The organism is Nocardioides yefusunii (assembly GCF_004014875.1).
GTDB classification, from domain to species: Bacteria; Actinomycetota; Actinomycetes; order Propionibacteriales; family Nocardioidaceae; genus Nocardioides; species Nocardioides yefusunii.
On sequence record NZ_CP034929.1, the window covers coordinates 2,908,302 to 2,925,041 of the forward strand.

The 16,740-nt window shown below is 69.5% G+C and carries 20 protein-coding genes and 1 tRNA gene; 10 read left to right on the forward strand and 11 right to left on the reverse strand.

All coding sequences use genetic code 11. The features are described 5' to 3' along the window. Positions 1-5: 5 nt before the first annotated feature. Positions 6-1,250, reverse strand: coding sequence for a multidrug effflux MFS transporter (locus tag EOV43_RS13360; protein WP_206611328.1), 1,245 nt, complete (start codon positions 1,248-1,250; stop codon positions 6-8). Between the two features lie 67 nt (positions 1,251-1,317). Between EOV43_RS13360 and EOV43_RS13365 the strand changes: the two genes are divergently transcribed. From EOV43_RS13365 to EOV43_RS13375, 3 genes are read left to right on the forward strand one after another with little or no spacing between them, the layout of a single operon-like run. Then, positions 1,318-2,220: a hypothetical protein gene (locus tag EOV43_RS13365; protein ID WP_128221733.1), complete on the forward strand. Its 903-nt coding sequence runs from the start codon at positions 1,318-1,320 to the stop codon at positions 2,218-2,220. 42 nt (positions 2,221-2,262) lie between these two features. After that, positions 2,263-2,949, forward strand: a complete 687-nt coding sequence (locus EOV43_RS13370) for a histidine phosphatase family protein (protein ID WP_206611329.1) — start codon at positions 2,263-2,265, stop codon at positions 2,947-2,949. A 60-nt stretch (positions 2,950-3,009) separates the two neighbouring features. Next, entirely contained in the window at positions 3,010-3,735 is a 726-nt protein-coding gene (locus tag EOV43_RS13375) for a hypothetical protein (protein WP_128221734.1), read from the forward strand. A 10-nt stretch (positions 3,736-3,745) separates the two neighbouring features. Here the strand turns inward: EOV43_RS13375 and EOV43_RS13380 are convergent, their stop codons facing one another. The 6 genes from EOV43_RS13380 to EOV43_RS13405 all read right to left on the reverse strand — a co-directional run bounded on the left by EOV43_RS13380 (position 3,746) and on the right by EOV43_RS13405 (position 9,074). After that, the gene (locus tag EOV43_RS13380; RefSeq protein WP_128221735.1) at positions 3,746-4,375 is read right to left on the reverse strand and encodes a response regulator transcription factor; all 630 of its coding nucleotides are present in this window, start codon (positions 4,373-4,375) and stop codon (positions 3,746-3,748) included. Positions 4,376-4,401: 26 nt separating this feature from the next. After that, positions 4,402-5,595 (reverse strand): sensor histidine kinase, encoded by a 1,194-nt coding sequence (locus EOV43_RS13385; RefSeq protein ID WP_128221736.1) that lies wholly within the window; start codon positions 5,593-5,595, stop codon positions 4,402-4,404. A gap of 46 nt (positions 5,596-5,641) precedes the next feature. Beyond that, entirely contained in the window at positions 5,642-6,409 is a 768-nt protein-coding gene (locus EOV43_RS13390; RefSeq protein ID WP_128221737.1) for an ABC transporter permease, read from the reverse strand. Beyond that, positions 6,406-7,443, reverse strand: a complete 1,038-nt coding sequence (locus EOV43_RS13395) for an ABC transporter ATP-binding protein (RefSeq protein ID WP_128221738.1) — start codon at positions 7,441-7,443, stop codon at positions 6,406-6,408. Before EOV43_RS13395 ends, EOV43_RS13390 begins: the two co-directional genes overlap by 4 nt. Before the next feature lie 69 nt (positions 7,444-7,512). Continuing rightward, positions 7,513-8,880, reverse strand: coding sequence for an MFS transporter (locus EOV43_RS13400; protein ID WP_206611330.1), 1,368 nt, complete (start codon positions 8,878-8,880; stop codon positions 7,513-7,515). A gap of 111 nt (positions 8,881-8,991) precedes the next feature. Continuing rightward, positions 8,992-9,074 (reverse strand) — tRNA-Tyr (locus EOV43_RS13405). A gap of 114 nt (positions 9,075-9,188) precedes the next feature. Between EOV43_RS13405 and EOV43_RS13410 the strand changes: the two genes are divergently transcribed. Beyond that, a complete protein-coding gene (locus EOV43_RS13410; protein ID WP_128221739.1) occupies positions 9,189-9,680 on the forward strand; it encodes a YajQ family cyclic di-GMP-binding protein in 492 nt (163 codons plus the stop codon). Positions 9,681-9,711: 31 nt separating this feature from the next. Here EOV43_RS13410 and EOV43_RS13415 read toward each other — a convergent pair whose 3' ends face one another. Both EOV43_RS13415 and EOV43_RS13420 read right to left on the reverse strand, forming a co-directional pair. Next, on the reverse strand, positions 9,712-10,836 hold the full coding sequence (locus EOV43_RS13415) for a tyrosine-type recombinase/integrase (protein ID WP_239022131.1): 1,125 nt from the start codon (positions 10,834-10,836) through the stop codon (positions 9,712-9,714). Then, positions 10,817-11,368 carry a helix-turn-helix domain-containing protein gene (locus tag EOV43_RS13420; RefSeq protein ID WP_128221741.1) on the reverse strand — a complete coding sequence of 184 codons (552 nt, stop codon included), beginning with the start codon at positions 11,366-11,368 and terminating at the stop codon, positions 10,817-10,819. The genes EOV43_RS13415 and EOV43_RS13420 overlap by 20 nt, the downstream gene beginning before the upstream one ends. Before the next feature lie 102 nt (positions 11,369-11,470). On the opposite strand from EOV43_RS13420, the gene EOV43_RS13425 reads away from it, so the two are divergent. The 5 genes from EOV43_RS13425 (at position 11,471) to EOV43_RS13445 (ending at position 14,691) form a co-directional block, all read left to right on the forward strand. Further along, entirely contained in the window at positions 11,471-11,680 is a 210-nt protein-coding gene (locus EOV43_RS13425; RefSeq protein ID WP_128221742.1) for a helix-turn-helix transcriptional regulator, read from the forward strand. A 135-nt stretch (positions 11,681-11,815) separates the two neighbouring features. Next, positions 11,816-12,433, forward strand: coding sequence for a hypothetical protein (locus EOV43_RS13430; protein ID WP_128221743.1), 618 nt, complete (start codon positions 11,816-11,818; stop codon positions 12,431-12,433). After that, positions 12,430-12,660, forward strand: coding sequence for a hypothetical protein (locus EOV43_RS13435; protein WP_128221744.1), 231 nt, complete (start codon positions 12,430-12,432; stop codon positions 12,658-12,660). The genes EOV43_RS13430 and EOV43_RS13435 overlap by 4 nt, the downstream gene beginning before the upstream one ends. Before the next feature lie 139 nt (positions 12,661-12,799). Further along, positions 12,800-13,318, forward strand: coding sequence for a helix-turn-helix domain-containing protein (locus EOV43_RS13440; RefSeq protein ID WP_128221745.1), 519 nt, complete (start codon positions 12,800-12,802; stop codon positions 13,316-13,318). Then, the gene (locus EOV43_RS13445; protein ID WP_128221746.1) at positions 13,315-14,691 is read left to right on the forward strand and encodes a phage major capsid protein; all 1,377 of its coding nucleotides are present in this window, start codon (positions 13,315-13,317) and stop codon (positions 14,689-14,691) included. The genes EOV43_RS13440 and EOV43_RS13445 overlap by 4 nt, the downstream gene beginning before the upstream one ends. A gap of 849 nt (positions 14,692-15,540) precedes the next feature. Here EOV43_RS13445 and EOV43_RS13450 read toward each other — a convergent pair. After that, complete coding sequence (locus EOV43_RS13450; RefSeq protein WP_128221747.1) at positions 15,541-15,879, reverse strand: hypothetical protein; 339 nt, start codon at positions 15,877-15,879, stop codon at positions 15,541-15,543. A 98-nt stretch (positions 15,880-15,977) separates the two neighbouring features. On the opposite strand from EOV43_RS13450, the gene EOV43_RS13455 reads away from it, so the two are divergent. Next, positions 15,978-16,166 carry a helix-turn-helix transcriptional regulator gene (locus tag EOV43_RS13455; protein WP_128221748.1) on the forward strand — a complete coding sequence of 63 codons (189 nt, stop codon included), beginning with the start codon at positions 15,978-15,980 and terminating at the stop codon, positions 16,164-16,166. Positions 16,167-16,425: 259 nt separating this feature from the next. Here EOV43_RS13455 and EOV43_RS13460 read toward each other — a convergent pair whose 3' ends face one another. Continuing rightward, positions 16,426-16,737: a hypothetical protein gene (locus tag EOV43_RS13460; protein ID WP_128221749.1), complete on the reverse strand. Its 312-nt coding sequence runs from the start codon at positions 16,735-16,737 to the stop codon at positions 16,426-16,428. Positions 16,738-16,740 lie beyond the last annotated feature (3 nt).

Genomic DNA, 16,740 nt, shown 5'->3' on the forward strand with positions numbered 1-16,740 from the left:
TCTCCTCAGGCGTTCTGCGCGGTCCGGGCCCCATCCTGACCCGCGCCGGCACGCAGGTGCCACACCCACAGCGCGACACCCACGACGGTGCAGACCAGCGACGAGACCGAGAACGCGAACGTGGAGTGCGCCAGGACCGGGGCCATCACCACCGTCATGACGGCCAGGAAGAGCTGCTGGCAGAACATCGCCCCCGACGTCGCGGCGCCGCGTCGTTCGGGGAAGAGGTCCATGACCGCGATCTGCAGGCTGGGGACGGCGATGCCGCAGGCCAGTGCGACCGCGCAGGGGGTGACGAGAGCGGCGGCGGGGTGGTCGCCGAACGGGAGGGCGGTCAGCAGCGCACCGAGTGCGGTGCCTGCCGCCGCGATCACGAACCCGAGGTTGACGGTGGCCTTCGCGGCGAGGCGTCCGGCGGCGCGGGCCGAGACCAGCGACCCGGCGCTGAGCGCGACGATCATCGGCACGAACAGGATCCAGAAGTCGTGCTCGCCCTTGCCGAGCAGGTCGACGACGAAGATCGAGGCGCCGCCGATGTAGAGGAACTGGCCGGCGAAGAGCATCGCGCAGGCCCACGCCAGACGGTGGAAGCCGCCGTGGCTGAGCACCGTGCCGATGCTGCCCAGGATCGCGGCGACCTTCAGCGGGGTGCGCTTCTCCACGGGGTGCGTCTCGGGCAGCGTCAGCAGGGTCGCGGCCACCATGACCAGCGCGAACGCGGCCATGAACCAGAAGATCCAGTGCCAGGTGCCCCACCCCACGAGTGCGCCGCCGATGATCGGGGCGACGGCCGGGGCGAGGCTGAAGACGATCGCCATCAGGCTCATCAGCTGCTGGGCCCGGATGCCGGTGAAGACGTCACGAATGACGGTGCGGGCCACGATCGTGGCGGCTCCGGCGACGAGTCCTTGCAGGGCACGGAAGACGAGGACACCGGTGAGGCTGCTGCTCAGTGCGGCGCCGATCGAGGCGACGACGTAGACCGCGAGGCCGCCGAGGATCACCGGGCGTCGGCCCAGGGCGTCCGACAGCGGGCCGTGAAAGATGCTCATCAGCCCGAAACCGAACATGTAGACGCTCACCACGAGCTGCATCTCGGTGACCGACACCCCGAACTCCCGCCCCATCGCCACGAACGCCGGCAACGGGGTGTCGATGTTGAGGGGCCCCAGCATCGTGAGCAGGGAGAGCACCAGCGGCAGCACCACCAGGGCACGACGACTGGACGGGTCGAGGGAGGTGGTCTGCACCAGCACAGTCTGTACCGGGCTCGACGGACGACGTCCTCCACCCCGGACGGTGTCTAGGCTGGTGGGCGTGAGTGCTGCTGTCTCCCCCACTTGGTCCGGTCTCCTCGACGACGTCTCCGCTGCCGGCGGACCCGGCCCGGACGTCGACCTGCACGCGCGCACCGCTGCGCACGGCACGGCGCTGGCCGGCGAGGCCGGTGCACTGCTGGGTCGCACGGTCGTTCCCGACGACGTCCTGCCACTGCTGCGTGGGTACACGCACCCGCTGCACGTGGTGCTGACCGGTGGCGCGGGCGCGGTGATGGGCCCGATGGGTCTGGCCACGAAGCTGGGCCTGACCGTCGCCGGACTCGAACTGGTGCTGCGTGACGTCGACGACCCGGCGGGCAACGTCCGTCGTGTGGTCGCCGCCGTCGACGCGGCCCGCGCCGAGGGCGTGCTGGACGAGGACGTGCCGGTGCACGTCGAGATCCCGGTGGCCGACCCGTCGGCCGGATGGGGTCAGCCCTCGGGCCTGTGGCTGCAGGCTGCCGACGAGGCCGCGAACGCCGAACTGCGCCTGACGTTGCGCCTGGGCGGCACCCACCGCGACCGGTTCTCGACACCCGCCGCACTGGTGTCGATGATCGACGCGGCCCTGGACCGTGAAACCCCGTTCCGGATCACCGGAGCGACCACGCACGCCGTCACCACCCAGGTGGAGGTGGCCGACGGCCCGGCGACCGCGTTCGGTGCCGCGAACGTCCTGCTGGCCACGCGTCGTACGTTCGACGGGGTGGGCCGCGACGAGGTGCTGGCGACGTTGGCCGAGACCGACCCGGGCGTGCTGGGCGAACAGGTGGCGGGCGAGGAGTTCCTGGCCGCGACCCGTCGCTGGCTCACCGGTTGGGGTGCGACGTCGGGGACCTCGGCCGCAGACCTGCTCGCCACGGCAGCCGCCGACCTGACGCGGCTGGGGCAACTGGGCTGAAGCCCCTCCCGGTCCCCGACGGGGGCGGCTACGCTCGCAGGCGTGAGCCTCTCGACCCCGCGCCCGTTCCGTCTCCTGCTGATGCGTCACGGCCAGACCCACGGCAACGTGGCCGGCGCTCTCGACACCGGGTTCCCGGGTCTGGACCTGACCGACCTCGGTCGGGCACAGGCTGAGGCCGCGGTGGATCGTCTGGCGCCGCACGCGGTGGAGAACGTCTTCGTCTCGAAGTTGGTCCGCACCCATCAGACCGCAGCGCCGCTGGCATCGCACCACGCGATCGCCCCGGTGGAACTGCCCGGCATCCACGAGATCACCGCAGGTGAGTACGAGATGGCGACCACCCGTGAAGCCGTCATGGGTTACCTCGGGACCGTCCAGAAGTGGCTCACCGGCGAGCTGTCGGCCCGGATGCCGGGAGCCGAGACGGGTGCGGAGTTCCTGGAGCGGTACGACGCCGACGTCGCCACGATCGCCGGCTCCGGGGCGGAGACGGCTCTGCTGGTCTCCCACGGTGCAGCGATCAGGACGTGGGTCGCAGCACGCGTCCCCGGCGTCGCGGACCTGCCGGAGGCTCGTCAGCCCCTGCACAACACCGGCGTCATCACCGTCGAGAGCCACCCCACGACGGACTGGCGTCTGGTGGACTGGCACGCCGAACCGATCGGCGGCGTCACCGACGGCGTGGGCGTGATGGATCCCTACCGCCAGAGCACGAGCGGTGCCTGAAACGCCGATTTAACAGTACAGAACGCTCAGGTTACTGAGACGTACGCCGATCCCGTCGGCGTGAAGCTTCCCCTTCCGGCAGCGCGCCGCAGCCACCGCCACACCCTTGCCCGTGCGGCCTCGTGGGGTGCGCCCGCAGTGACCAACGCGGCCGCCGCACCCGCATTCGCCGCACCCGCGTCCGCCGCCAGCACCACTGTCACCCCCGTGGACGACACCGTCGATGACACCGGGGCCAGCACCGGCGTGTCCGTGCCCGCTCCGCGCGACCCCCTGCGCACCTCGGTCGAGGAACCGTCACTCACGCTCCTGCTCGCGACCCCGACGCCTGTCGACCGCCCCGGCCGCGGCCGCGCAGTGGGAGTGCCGCTGCAGATCACGGCACCTGCGGCGCTGACGGTCACCAACACCTCCGACACCGTGGTCTCGCGGGTGCTCGTCTCCCTGATGGTGAACTGGAACGAGGACAGTGACGGCACCTCTCCCGTCCCGCCGCTGCGACTTCACACCGACCCCGCGGTGATGAAGCTCGAGGGCGCTCCGCACCACGACGCCACGGTGGCACCCACCCAGTACTGGACGGTCGTGGTCCCCGGCCCGTTGGCGCCCGACGCGTCCGCGACGCTACCTTTGCGGTGGCGCCCTGCCACTCTGAGCAGCCTCGTCCGCCTCGGCACCGCCACCGCGGTGGTCACCGCCACCGCGTCCGGTGCGCACCGTGCCACGCCTGCGTTCTCGCTGATCAGCACCTCCGCCGACGTCGAGGCGGCCGCGTCCCTGACCTGAGCGGGATCGCTCAGATCCAGCCGAGCCGGCGTGCTGCCGCGACCGCCTCGTGTCGGTTGGTGACCCCGAGCTTGGTGACTGCCGACGAGAGGTGGTTGCGGACCGTGCCCACCGAGAGGTGGACCCGGGCCGCGATCTGCTCCACCGGCGCCGCGTCGGAGGCCGCTTCCAGGACGTCGGCCTCGCGGGCCGTCAGGGGCGAGTCGCCAGCTGCGATGGCCTCGGCAGCGAGTTCGGGGTCGACGTGGCGTCCGCCGGCATGGACGGTGCGGACCACCTGGGCCAACGTCGCCGCTGAGACGGTCTTCGGCAGGAACCCGCGCGCCCCCACCTGCAGGGCTCGCTTGAGGTAGCCAGGGCGTCCGTGGCTGGTGACGATGACGCAGGCCGCGTCGGGGCGGCGGGCGAGGACCTGCTCGGCGACCTCGATCCCGTCGAGTCCGGGCATCTGCAGGTCGAGAACGAGGACGTCAGGAACGTGCTTGGCCTCCGCGGCGACCGCCTCGGGGCCGCTGGCGGCCTCGGCGACGACGGTGAGGTCGTCCTCGAGTTCGAGCATCGCCGCGAGCGCGGAACGGATCAGGTTCTCGTCGTCGGCGAGCAGGATCCTCACCGGGACCTCTGACGTGGGTGCGTTCATGGTGGGGACTCCGATCACGGCCGGGTTCACGGCCAGGTCAGGGTGACGACGAACGCTGCTGCGTCCGCCCCGCCGTCGTCCGTCCCCTCGACGACGCCGGCGACCAGAGTGCCACCGAACTGTTCGACGCTGCGGCGCAGGGTCGCCACACCGCTCCCGTCACCGGAGCCCGAGCCGGGCAGCAGGCCGTCGTTGCTGACGCTCAGGCTCCGTTCGCCGCACGCGAAGGTCACCCGGGTGGCTCGGGAGTGCCGGATGACGTTGGTGATCGCCTCCCGCACCACCCGCGCTGCGGGGTCGTGGAGGTGGACCGGGACGTGCGCGGCCACCTCCTCGACGTCGCCGTCGGTGCGGACCCCGGCGGAGGCGAGCAGCGAGACCGCGCCACGGATCTCCTGGGCGAGGTCGAGCGGTCGGTAGCCGCGAGCGAGCTCCCGGGCCTCACGCAGGGCGTCGTGGGCCGAGGCCCGGACCAGTCGGATCTTCTCCCCCGCCCGGTCGTCGCCCCGCTCGACCATCGCCGCCGCGACCTCGGACTGCACCGCGATCACCGAGAGGTGGCGTCCCATGACGTCGTGGACGTCGCCGGCGAAACGGAGGCGTTCCCGGGCCACGGCCAGTTCGGCCTGGACCGTGCGCGCCCGGTCGAGCTCGACGACGACGCCGAGCAGCCACAGCGAGCTCTGGACCGTGAAGAACATGAAGGCCGCGAAGAGCGTGGAGGCCCCCGCCAGGTGCCAGGTCTGCGTGACGAAGAGGGCCGAGATTCCCGTCATGACCAGCACCGCCGCCAGCCAGCCGCGGGCCCGGAGACCGCCCAGTCCCCAGGAGAGCGAGACGGCGAGCACCAACGAGTACGCCAGACGCTCTTCTGAGTCGAGAGAGATTCCCCAGGCAGTGCCCACCGTGAAGGCGGCCAGCAGTTGCCACACGGCGGGCGCGGTCAGGTCGACCCCGCGCCGGTCCCACCGGGTCAGGGCGTACCGCACACCGCGACTGCTCAGGAGCCCGAGCGCCACGAGGACACCCAGCGTCACCACCGCACTGACGCGTCCCTGCGCCGTCTCCAGGGACGCCGCCCCGTACAACACCACGAAGAACCAGTGCATCGAGTGGAGTGAGATCTCGGTGTAGCGGCGCACCCGTTCGACGTCGGTCCGTCGGCTCCACCCGACGAGACGAAGGAGGCGGGCGCCGACGGCGGAGGGGGGAGGATTCACGGCGAGGATTCTTCCGTCGACGGGAGCAACGAGCGCAGCGGGTCGCTCAGGCGCGGGGTTCCCAGCGCAGGGAGCGACGCGCCAACAGCACCGCCAGGGCCGTCCACGCGACCAGTACGCCCAACGCCGGCAGGGCCGCGGAGAACGTCTCGACGAACGACAGCGTCGCGGTCTCGGCACCCGACTCCAGACCGAACCAGGTCACCGAGGCCAGCTCGCCGACTGCAGCGCCGGGGGTGAGGTCGAGCCAGCGTCCGACGCTCTCGGGGACGATCGGGGCGAACGTGCCGACCATCGCGAGCACCATGACGGGCGCGGAGGTCAGCTGGGCGGCCTCGGCGGTCTTGGTCCATGAGGCGGTCCACAGCGCGAACGCGGCGAAGGTGACCACCGAGAGCACGACGGCGACGAGCAGCATCACCGGGTTCACCGGCAGGTCGACTCCGGCGACCGCCGTGATCGGGACCGCGAGGACCAGCACCAGCACGGCCAGCAGTGCACCGGGCAGGGCCATCGAGGTGATGAGTTCACCGTCGCGGATCTCACCGGTGCGCAGACGCTTGAGGACCAGTTCGTCGCGTCGGGAGACGAACATCGACAGCAGGTTGTAGTAGCCGGGGAAGATCAGCGCCATCAGCCAGGCGGTGGTGATCATCGAGGCACCGGCGTCGGGGGCGTCGCTCTCGAGGGTGAAGAGCAGCGCGAGCGGCAGCAACGGAATCACGACGCCGTAGATCATCGTGGTGCGGTTGCGCAGCATCAGCGTCAGGTTGAAGCGGGCCAGGCCCACGGTGCGAGCGGCAACGGCGTTCATCGGACGGCTCCAGGAGCAGTGGTGGCGACCTGGACGGCGGGGGCGTCAGCGTCGGCAGCGAGGGACAGGAAGACAGATTCCAGCGTCGCGGTGCGGGCGTCGAGCAGGTCGAGGCGGGCGTCGCGCTGGCGGGCGAGGAGCAGCAGGTCGGTGAGGACGGGCTGGAGGTCGGCGACCCGCAGGACCGTCCGGTCGTCGTCGTGACCGACCGCGTCAGCAGGCAGACCTGCCGCGACGAGGGCCGGGACCAGGCCGTCGTCGGTGGTGACGAACGAGATCTCCGAGGGGTGCCCGGCGACGACGCCCGCGACGGTGCCCTCACGGACCACCTGCCCGGCGCGCATGATCGAGACCTGGTCGGCCAGGACCTCGGCCTCCTCGAGGTAGTGCGTGGTCAGCAGGACGGTGGCGCCACCGTCGCGCAGATCGCGGACGAGGTCCCAGACCGCACGACGCGACTCCGGGTCGAGACCGGTGGTGGGCTCGTCGAGCATGACGAGTTCAGGGTGTCCCGAGAGCGTGCAGGCGAGGTCGACGCGGCGGTGCTCGCCGCCCGAGAGGCCACGCATCCGGGTGTCGGCGACCTTCTCCAGACGGAGCATCGCGATGAGTTCGTCGACGGGGCGGGCGCCGGTGACGGTCGCGCCCCACATCTTCAGGGTCTCGCGGACGGTGAGGTCGCCGACGAACCCGGAGTGCTGGAGCAGGACGCCGGTGCGGCGACGGACCTCGGCACGGTCGGCGACCGGGTCGAGGCCCAGGACACGGACGGTGCCGGCGGTGGCGGGAGCGAGTCCTTCGACGACCTCGAGGGTGGAGGTCTTGCCGGCGCCGTTGACGCCGAGGAGGGCGTGGACGGTGCCGCGGGCGACGGTGAGGTCGAGACCGCGGACGGCTTCGAAGGCGTCGGAGCCGGTGCCGTAGACCCGGCGCAGGCCGCTGATCTCGACGGCCGCGTCGACGGCCGTCACAGCCGCGGACGGAGCCGAGGTCGCGGTCGAGGCCGCGTTCAGGTGGGGAGGAGTGGTGCTCATGGCACCAGCCTCCCGCACGTCAACGGCCAGAAACAGTGCCGAACGTCATGGTTGTGTCGTGAACTTCCCTCAGTCGGGCGGCGTCCAGGACTCTCCTGCGCGCAGCTTCTCACCGGCTCCCGGGTACTCGCGTTCGAGGAAGGCACGAGCCTGGGAACGGCAGCGCAGGATCATCGCGATCCCCAGGACCCACACGAACACCTGGGTGCACATGGCGACCTTGAAGTCGCCGAGTTCGTAGAAGTCGGTGCCGTCCGGTTCGACGGCGTCGAGCACGATCCCGATCAGCGCCATCGTGGTGAGGGAGGCGATGAACCCGCCGACGTTGACGAGGCCGGTGGCCTTGCCGATCTGGCGGGCGGGGTTGAAGGTACGAGCCAGGTCGAACCCGATCACCGACGCCGGTCCACCGGTGGCGACGGCGGCAGCGAGCAGCAGGATCACCGCGACGGGTGCCTGTCCGGGCCACAGGATCACGACACTCCACATGACGGCGTGGCCGACGACGACCCCGATCGCGATCTGGGCGCGGGCGAACGGCAGGCGGGTGGTGACGGTGCCGATCACGAAGCCGGACAGGATCACCCAGCCGGTCATGCCGATCAGCAGGGTGCCGGCTGCGACCTCGCTCCAGCCCTGGCCCTTGACCAGGAACGGGACGCCCCACAGCAGCGCGAAGACGGTGAACGAGCACTGGGTGGTGAAGTGCACCCAGAATCCCAGACGGGTGCCGGGGTTGGCCCAGACACTGCGGACGCTGGTGTGCTCGGTGCCCGCGGCCGGCGGGCGGGTGCGCCCGAACGGCGAGTCCTTGACGACGACGGCGACCGCGACGAGCAGCAGGATCCCGAGCAGCGAGGTGGCACCGAACGCCGACGTCCAGCCGTAGTGGGTGAGCAGCAGCGTCAGCGGGGTCGCGGCGGCGATCGAGCCGAGCTGGCCGACCCATCCGGTGACCTGGGTCAGCATCGGCACCTGACGGGGCCGGAACCAACTGTTCACGACCCGGATGACGGTGATGAAGACCATCGCGTCCCCGGCCCCGACGAGCCCGCGTGCCAGCACCGCCATCGGGTAGGAGTGGACGTAGGCGAACATCAGTTGCGCAGCCGTCATCAGCGCCGCACCACCCAGCAGCAGGACCTTCGGGCCGTAGCGGTCGAGCATCACCCCGACCGGCACCTGCATGCCTGCGTAGACGATCAACTGCAGGACCGTGAACGACGCCAGCTGGGTGGCGGCGATGTCGAAGCGGTCCGCGGCCAGCAGCCCGGCGACGCCGAGCGAGGACCGGTTGAAGACGGCGAGGGCGTACACCGCGACGGCGACGCCCCAGACGGCCCAGGCGCGTCGGCGTCCGAGGTCGTGGAGCTGGACTGGCTGCATGGTCTCAGCGGCGGCCCCCCGGCCGTCGTCGGTGGGGGTGGGGCTGTTCACCCGTCCAGTGTCCCCCACGTCCCGCGGCATGACTGCGTCGGGCAGTGCAGCCGCCACCACCCCGGAAATGACTTCAGCCCCGGACCGAGGTCCGGGGCTGAAGGTGTGCTGTGGCAGATGAAGGATTCGAACCTTCGAAGGCGTAAGCCGACGGATTTACAGTCCGCTCCCATTGGCCGCTCGGGCAATCTGCCTCACTGCACTGCTCCGGTTCCCGTTTGGGCTCCGTCGCAACAAGGGAGACAATAGCCCAAGCACTACGGGAGATGAAAAATCGCCCCCACCCGAACCCTTCAGGAGGGACCCACATGGCCGACTCGTCGTTCGACATCGTGAGCAAGCTGGACCGCCAGGAGGTCGACAACGCGCTGGGCCAGGCTGCCCGCGAGGTCGCCACCCGCTTCGACTTCAAGGGCACCAACGCCACGATCGAGTGGTCCGGCGAGCAGGTCATCGAGATCTCCGCCTCCGCTGACGACCGTGCGACCGCCGTCCTCGACCTCTTCAAGGAGAAGCTGATCAAGCGTCAGCAGTCCCTGAAGATCCTCGACGCCGGAGAGGTCCGCCAGTCGGGCCAGCTCTCCAAGATCACGATCACCCTCAAGGAGGGCATCTCCACCGAGGACGCGAAGAAGATCTCCAAGCTCATCCGCGACGAGGGCCCCAAGGGCGTCAAGGCGCAGATCCAGGGCGACGAGCTCCGCGTCTCCTCCAAGAAGCGTGACGACCTGCAGGCCGTCCAGGCGCTGGTCAAGGCTCAGGACTACGACTTCGCGGTCCAGTTCCAGAACTACCGCTGACCTACGCCTGTGCCTGCAGGCCAGAGGCTTCCTAGGTTGCCTCAGTCCGCACAGAGTCCGCATTCTGTGCGAACGCGGACTGCATGAGGTGCTGCGCCGCCGATCGAGTCCGGTCGGCGGCGTCCAGCCACAGGTGGGAGTACGTGTTCAGCGTGATGGACGCCTGGGAGTGCCCAAGAGCCCGCTGGACCGTCACCACGTCGCACCCGGCCGCGATCAGGCCGGAGGCGTAGAAGTGCCGCAGGTCGTGAAGGGTGAACGCCTCGAGCGCGACCGCGGCCCGAGTACGGCGCCACTGGTGCCCAGCTGACGACCTGTTGAGCAGGTTCCCCCACACGTCGGCGAACAGCCACTGCTCGGGGCCGTGCACGCCGACCGTCTGCACATGGCGCGCGATCAGGTCGACCAGGTCCGGCGGGAGGTGGACCGTGCGCTCTGACCCGAACTTCGGGGGCACGATGGCCAGGTTCGCCACGTTGGTCCCTTGGACTTGGCGCCGAACGTGCAGGGTGCGGCGCAGGAAGTCGACGTCACCGAGCTGCACGCCGGCCGCCTCCCCTAGGCGCAGGCCAGCAAACGCACACAGGGCCACGAAGCCGGCGAACCATTCGGGTGCTTCACGGACGGCGCGGCCGACACCCTCGGGCGTCGGGATGCTGACCGAGGACACCGAGGCGCGCGGCTTGCGCGGCAACGTCACTCCGGTGCACGGGTCCTCGTGGATCAGCTTGTCCTTCTGCGCCGCAAGGAAGGCGCCGTGGACGTAGTTGTAACGGGTGTGAATGGTGGAGACCGCCAGGCCGCGTGGACGGCTTCCACCGGGCGCCTGCAGCGTCTTGATCCAGTGCTGCACCTGAGTCGGCTGGATCCGGTTCAGAGGGATGTCGCCGAACGTCACACAGTCGGCGGCCTGCTGGGCGCTGATGCGCGTGCCAGCGGCCCAGACCTGACGCTCGGAGTAGACGGCGAACCACTCCGAGAAGGTGATCTTGCCGGCCACCGGATCGACGTAGGTCCGCGTCCGCATGGCCTGCCGCTGCTCCGCCAGGAAGTCCTGGGCCGCGCGCTTGGTGTCGAAGTGCCGCGCACGCTCGCGGCCGGAGGGATCCCGGTAGCGCGCCCGCCACTTCCCGTTGTCACGCCTCTGGACGCTCATCAGTCACCCCGGGATCCCAGAGAGGGACGCTCACCGCAACCCTGTCGCCAGCGCCAGGCACGAAGTCCATACCCAAGGGACCATCGGCGCCCTCCAAAGCAGCGGCAACCAACGCCACTGCACCGCGCTCGAGCATGTACAGATCCATCCCTGCGGGATCCGCGTAGTCCGCCGGCTTCAGGCCCGTGCGGTAAAAGAAGTCGTCAGCTGTCATCTGACTCTCCTCGTAACGCACGGCCGCAAAGGCCAGCGCCATGCCATCACTTCGCAGCGCTCCCAGAGCTGCACGCGCGTTTCTCACCCGGCCAGGCTCAAGGAACGCACCAGGCCCACCGACGCCAAGGATGCGCGCCAAGTCCTCGCCCTCGGCTAGCCGGAGGGGGCGGTCCCCCTTCTCGACCGACCACACCGTGGACTGACTCCACTTCCCGTGGCCCCCCTCAGCCATCGCCAGCGCCACCTCGGCCTGAGTCATCCCTCGACCCTCGCGCGCCTCACGGACCGCCTTGCCGATCTCCGTGTCCTTCGCCATGCAGGAGACACTACGAGAATTCCCTGTTGACCACAATTGGCTTTCTTGGTTTACTCCAACTCTAGAAACACCAGTCAATGTCAACTAGAAACAGGAGTAACCATGAAGGTTGCACTGCAGGATCCGCTGCTCCGCATTGAGGATGTAGCCGCCCTGACCGGGATCCCGGTCAACACGTGGCGGACGTGGATCGCAAGCAAGAAGGGCCCCCAGCCGGCCAAGCTCGGGGGCCGACTGTTCTGGCGCCGCTCCCAGATCGACCGCTGGCTGGACGAGCAGTTCGCCGCCGCGGCCGCGAGTGAGCGCAAGTGAATCTGGCCGGAGACGCAGCGAGCCGCCTGGTGCTGGAACACCAGACGGCTCAGAACGGACCACACATCTGCCCGGCAGGCATCAGGGAGACCGCATGAGCACTGTACCGAGACCGCCGCGCCCCGGGCGGTCATGATGGGTGCCCGGAATGTCTCCGCTGTCTTCACCTTCTGGAGCAAGCGTCTGGACTCGGCGCCCTTCCGCGTCCTCACCTACATGGCTCTCATCACCCACGATGACGATTCCAAGCAGCCTCGTTTCTGGGGTGGCTGGGAAGTGCTGGCGTCCGTCGCCCTCGGACGCGACCTGACCCTTGGGTCCGAGGAGGCACACCGTCGAGCGGTCTCACGAGCCATCGAAGCACTCCGCAAGGCCGGCGCGCTCACCAACGCCCAGGAGTCCGCCACCGGCAGGCGCGCCGAGTACTTCCTTCACTTCACCGGAACACACGACGCTCATCGTCCTGTGGGCAAAGCGGTACCGACGACAGACGCGACACAGCAGCACACGACGCTCAGCGACAGGGACACACGACGCTCACTGACCGAACGTACGACGCTCAGTGGCGAGGCATACGACGCTGACCGTCGCCCCAAGGAAGTACAGGAACCACAAGGAACTACCTCAGGAATCAACACTCATTCACCGACCGCAACTCACCGTCACGCGCGCGTGACGGTCGCGGAGATGAATGGAATGGAGAAGGTGAGGGCAGCCCTCGCCGACGCCCAAGGCATGGAGGCGGCGTCGTGAGCAGCGAGCACCTGAGCACGGACCAGTACGCCGACGTGCGCCAGGCACTCGAGGACGCCGACCGCGTGGCCGGCGACATCATCACCTGCGTCACCGAGACCGGAGCACTACTGGTCGACGCCAACAAGGTGGAGTTCCTGGCCCGCCGACTGCAGGCCCTGACTCGAGGCTGCCTCGAAGCCGAGCAGCGTTCGCGTCACACCAGCAGGCGGGAGAACCGAGCGTGATCCCCGTCGACTCCGCCGACGCCCGAGAGCAGCGCGAGGCCGCAGAGACTGATGCTGTAGCCGCGGTGCCGCACCCGGTGGGTTGCCGTGGAGGCTGGCTAGGAGAGGACGCCGAAGGGCGTCCCCGTCCCTGCCTCGCGTGCCGGCCGCACCTGGCCCGAACCGACTGCTGCTCGTGTCGGTCGCCCTGGAGCTCGTGCGACACGCTCCGGCTCACGGGCAAGGGACCGTGTTGCCCGGCCTGCGATCACCGACCGCCGAGGCCGCGCAGGTGATCCGCCCCCACCTCATGGACGGCCGCGTCGTCGCGATCATCGACGGGCCCGAACTGCAACACCTCGCGGCGCTAGCTGCTCGCACCGACAGCGCACTGCAGTGGCGCGGGCAGGGAGCACTCCCGTGGGCTCGCGACTTGGAGCACGCCGCGGGCATGGCCAAGTCGGTCGGCGCCTCGGTTCCGCTTCCGGAACCTCGTGCAGACAGAACCCCCTTGGCTGAACAACCGTGGTCCTCAACAGCAGAGGCGGCACGCCTGCTGGGCATCTCGGAGAGGGCAGTCCGCAAGCGGATCACCACCGGGAGCCTGCGAGGCAGCAAGGTCGCCGGCCGCTGGCTGGTGAACCTCATTCACTCCTCCACACGAAACGAGGGCCCATGACCCTGCACGAACTCATCACCCGCAAGCGCTCCGCGCTGGCGTCCCTGCTGAACGAGCGGGCAACCAACGTCCACGAGCTGGCCCAGATCGCCGAGCGCGGCACCGCCGCGCCCTCCGACGAAGCGCGTGTCGCCCAACTGCGCCAGCGCCAGGGCCAGATCGACTCCGAGGCGCGTGGCATCGAGCGGACCATCGCTGACCTCGAGGCCGCCGCCGCGGATGACGCCCTGGCCACGGCCCGCGCCGAGGTTCGCGTACCCGCGTCTCCCTCGCCCTCTCTGGCCTCCGGTGCCGGCGCGCCCGCCGAGCTCGGAACCCGAGGCGCCTGGATCAACACCGACACGGGTGCCCCGGCTGCGCTGCGCTCCGGCGAGACGCTGACGCAGCGCGTCGCCCAGTTCGCGCCAACGCGCCAGGACTCGGCCGTCATGAGCGCGCATGAGAACGTCGGCTCCTTCGTCCGCGCGCTGGCCACCAGCGGAGGCGGCGCGGCTGTCGTGCCGACCTCTTGGTCCGCGACCATCATCGACCAGGCACGCAGCCTCTCTGCACTCGGTCAGGCCGGGGCAACCCTGATCCCGATGGAGACCAAGACCGTCGAGATCGGTCGCCTGCTCTCCGACCCGACGTCGGGATTCCGCACCGAGGGCTCCACCATCACCGCGTCAGACCCGACGTTCGACAACGTGACCCTGACCGCGAAGACCGCCAGCGCGCTCACCGTGGCATCTCTCGAGTGGTTCGACGACTCTCAGGAGGGCCAGCAGCTCATCGAGCAGGCCATCTCCCAGTCCATCGCGAACACGATCGACGTCGCGGGCCTCTATGGCGGCATCACGACGGGCGCCGGCGCCATCAACCTCGCCACTCCCCCGAACCCTCGCGGTGTCTTGGCCGCGCTCAACGCCAACCGGCCCGCCAACGTGCTCGGCACCGCTGCAGCGAACGGCACCACGCAGACGGCCGCGACGTTCTGGAGCGAGATCATCGATCTCCTGTTCACGGTGCAGGACGGCAACGAGACCCCCACTGGACTGCTCTGGAACTCCAAGGTGGCCCGCCAGTACGCCAAGGCAACTGCCACCGACGGCCAGCCCCTGCAGGTCCCCGACGCGGTCAAGGCTGTCCCGAGCTTCGTCACGAACCAGATCCCGTCCTACACCAAGGGCACGATGACCACCGCCACGGACGTGTTCGCCGGAAACTGGTCCCAGCTCCTCATCGGCCAGCGCCTCGGCGGGATCAAGATCCAGATCCTCACCGAGCGCTACGCCGAGAACGGCCAGGTCGGCATCGTCGCCCACTGGCGCGGCGACATCCAGCCGGCACGCTCCAGCGCGTTCTCCGTGCACCGCGCTCTTCTGGGGGCTTGATGCCCAGCCGCAAGAAACCCCTGATCATAGACGGCGGGGAGCACCGAAGAGATCCCGCCACCGTCTTCTACCTCGACGGGGAACCGGACCCGGCACAGGCTCACACGCCCCGAGGCTGCTTCCAGCACCACGTGACCTACACGCACCCCGAGACCGGAGAGCAGGCCGTCTTCACTCCCGGCGAACTCGTGCCCGAGTGGTTCCCCGGGACCGCCACCCCTGCGGAGGGCCCCTCCTCCACCCCCTGACTCCCTGCTCAGGCCCGTCCGGGAGCGCTCTGCGACGGCGCATCCCTTCCATCCCGGCCGGGTCGGTGTGATGGCCATGAGCAGGGTCACGAGCCCCCGAGACAGCGTCTCCGACGTTGCCTCGGGGGCTCGCTTGCTGCCCCTTGAAGCCCACTCCGGCCAGGGCGAGGCTCAGCCAGCGCGAGTCCCAAGGAGAGCCGACCTCGCCGGCAGGCACGGCCAGCCTCGGCCCGACTCAGCCGCAATGCAGAAGTCGCACCGCGACACGCTGCAGGCACGCGTTCACGCACGCAGGCACGCACCCGGACACACCTCCCGCGGCGATCTGCCCGACTTTTTAAGCGTGAACCTCGCATGCTGACCCCGCCCTCGACCATTTCTCACACGGGATTTTTTTCTTGCGTGCACCCCGAGAGTTGAAACGGTCTCGCCTGCCGACTGTCGCGCTGCCATGCTCCGCCCATGCATCTGGACCTTTTCCGCCTCAGGGACATCAACCCGCTCTGTGCCCACGTCCGCTTCCTCTCTCGTTCCTTGAACCAAGTACAACAGTGCCCCACCCGTGACGGGTGGGGCACTGCGCTTCCTCGGCACCTCGTCCTCAGGACTGAGACTCCAACCAGCGTGCCGCCGATGCGGCGTTGTCAGCCAGATCCAGGAGAACGCCCGACTCAGCACTCAAGCCAGCCAGCCTGAGGACCTCGAGGTTGCTCTCGATCGTCAGCGTCATCGCACCGGACACGAGATCGCCCTCGCCCTGCCCCTGGAACGGACCGAACCGCGGCCCAACGTGCCTGAGCAGCACCTGCACCGTGCCCTCGTCATCGCCCGGACACACACGGAAGTCCCGCGCCTCGTGCTCGCCCGGCGTCGAGCACCACTCCGGGCACACAGGACGGAAGTCGGTGAAGGTGTCGGCGGCAGCTGCGGCAGTAATCATGCGAGGTCCCCTAGATCCCGTGTCCTCGACGGTCGTCAAGTAGGACCTAGATTGACGGAACCCTTGTCGCTCGTCAAGGGGTTTGCCAGAATCGGGCCATGCCCGAGAACCTGGCCGGCGCCGCCGAGATCGCAGAGCTCCTCAACGTGTCCCGACAGCGGGTCCACCAGCTCACCGAGGGGGACGACTTCCCCGATCCCGTCGCCGTACTCAAGGCCGGGAAGATCTGGGAGCGCGCCGACGTCGTGGCCTGGGCACGCGAGCACGGCCGCACCATCAACGAGTGACCCGCGCCGCGGCGCCTCCAGTCCGCACAGAGTCCGCAAAAGATTCATCAAGCACCCCAAACACCCATCAAGCCAGAACCGCATAACCACAGGTCAGAGCCACTTCTCACCGTTGGCGATCAGATCGGGTTCAGGCGGGGTCATTACCAGAACTACCGCTGACGCACGACGTCGCCCGTCCGCGGGCTGCGCGCGCACAGTGCGACAGGGCCGGCTCCCCTCGGGGAGCCGGCCCTGCGTCGTTCTCGTCCGCAGAGGTTCAGGGGCGAGCGCGGGCCAGCAGCAGCACCGCGACCATGACCGCCGCGGGCGTCACCAGCGTCGGCAGGAACCACGGGCCGATCCACGCGGCGAGGAGCATCGCGCCCCAGACCAACGCGCAGGCGGCGAGGACGAGAACGCAGCACATCAGGAACACCAGGAAGTGCCCCAGGGCCGCGAGCCGACCCGACGGCGTGCGCGTTGCGGTAGGTGTCGCCGGAGGCGCCTGCTGCGCGGCGGCGAAGGCCTGCGCCTGACCTTGGAAGGTCTGCGCAGGCGCCGGGGGACGCGGGCTGCCCTTGATCTGCACGGA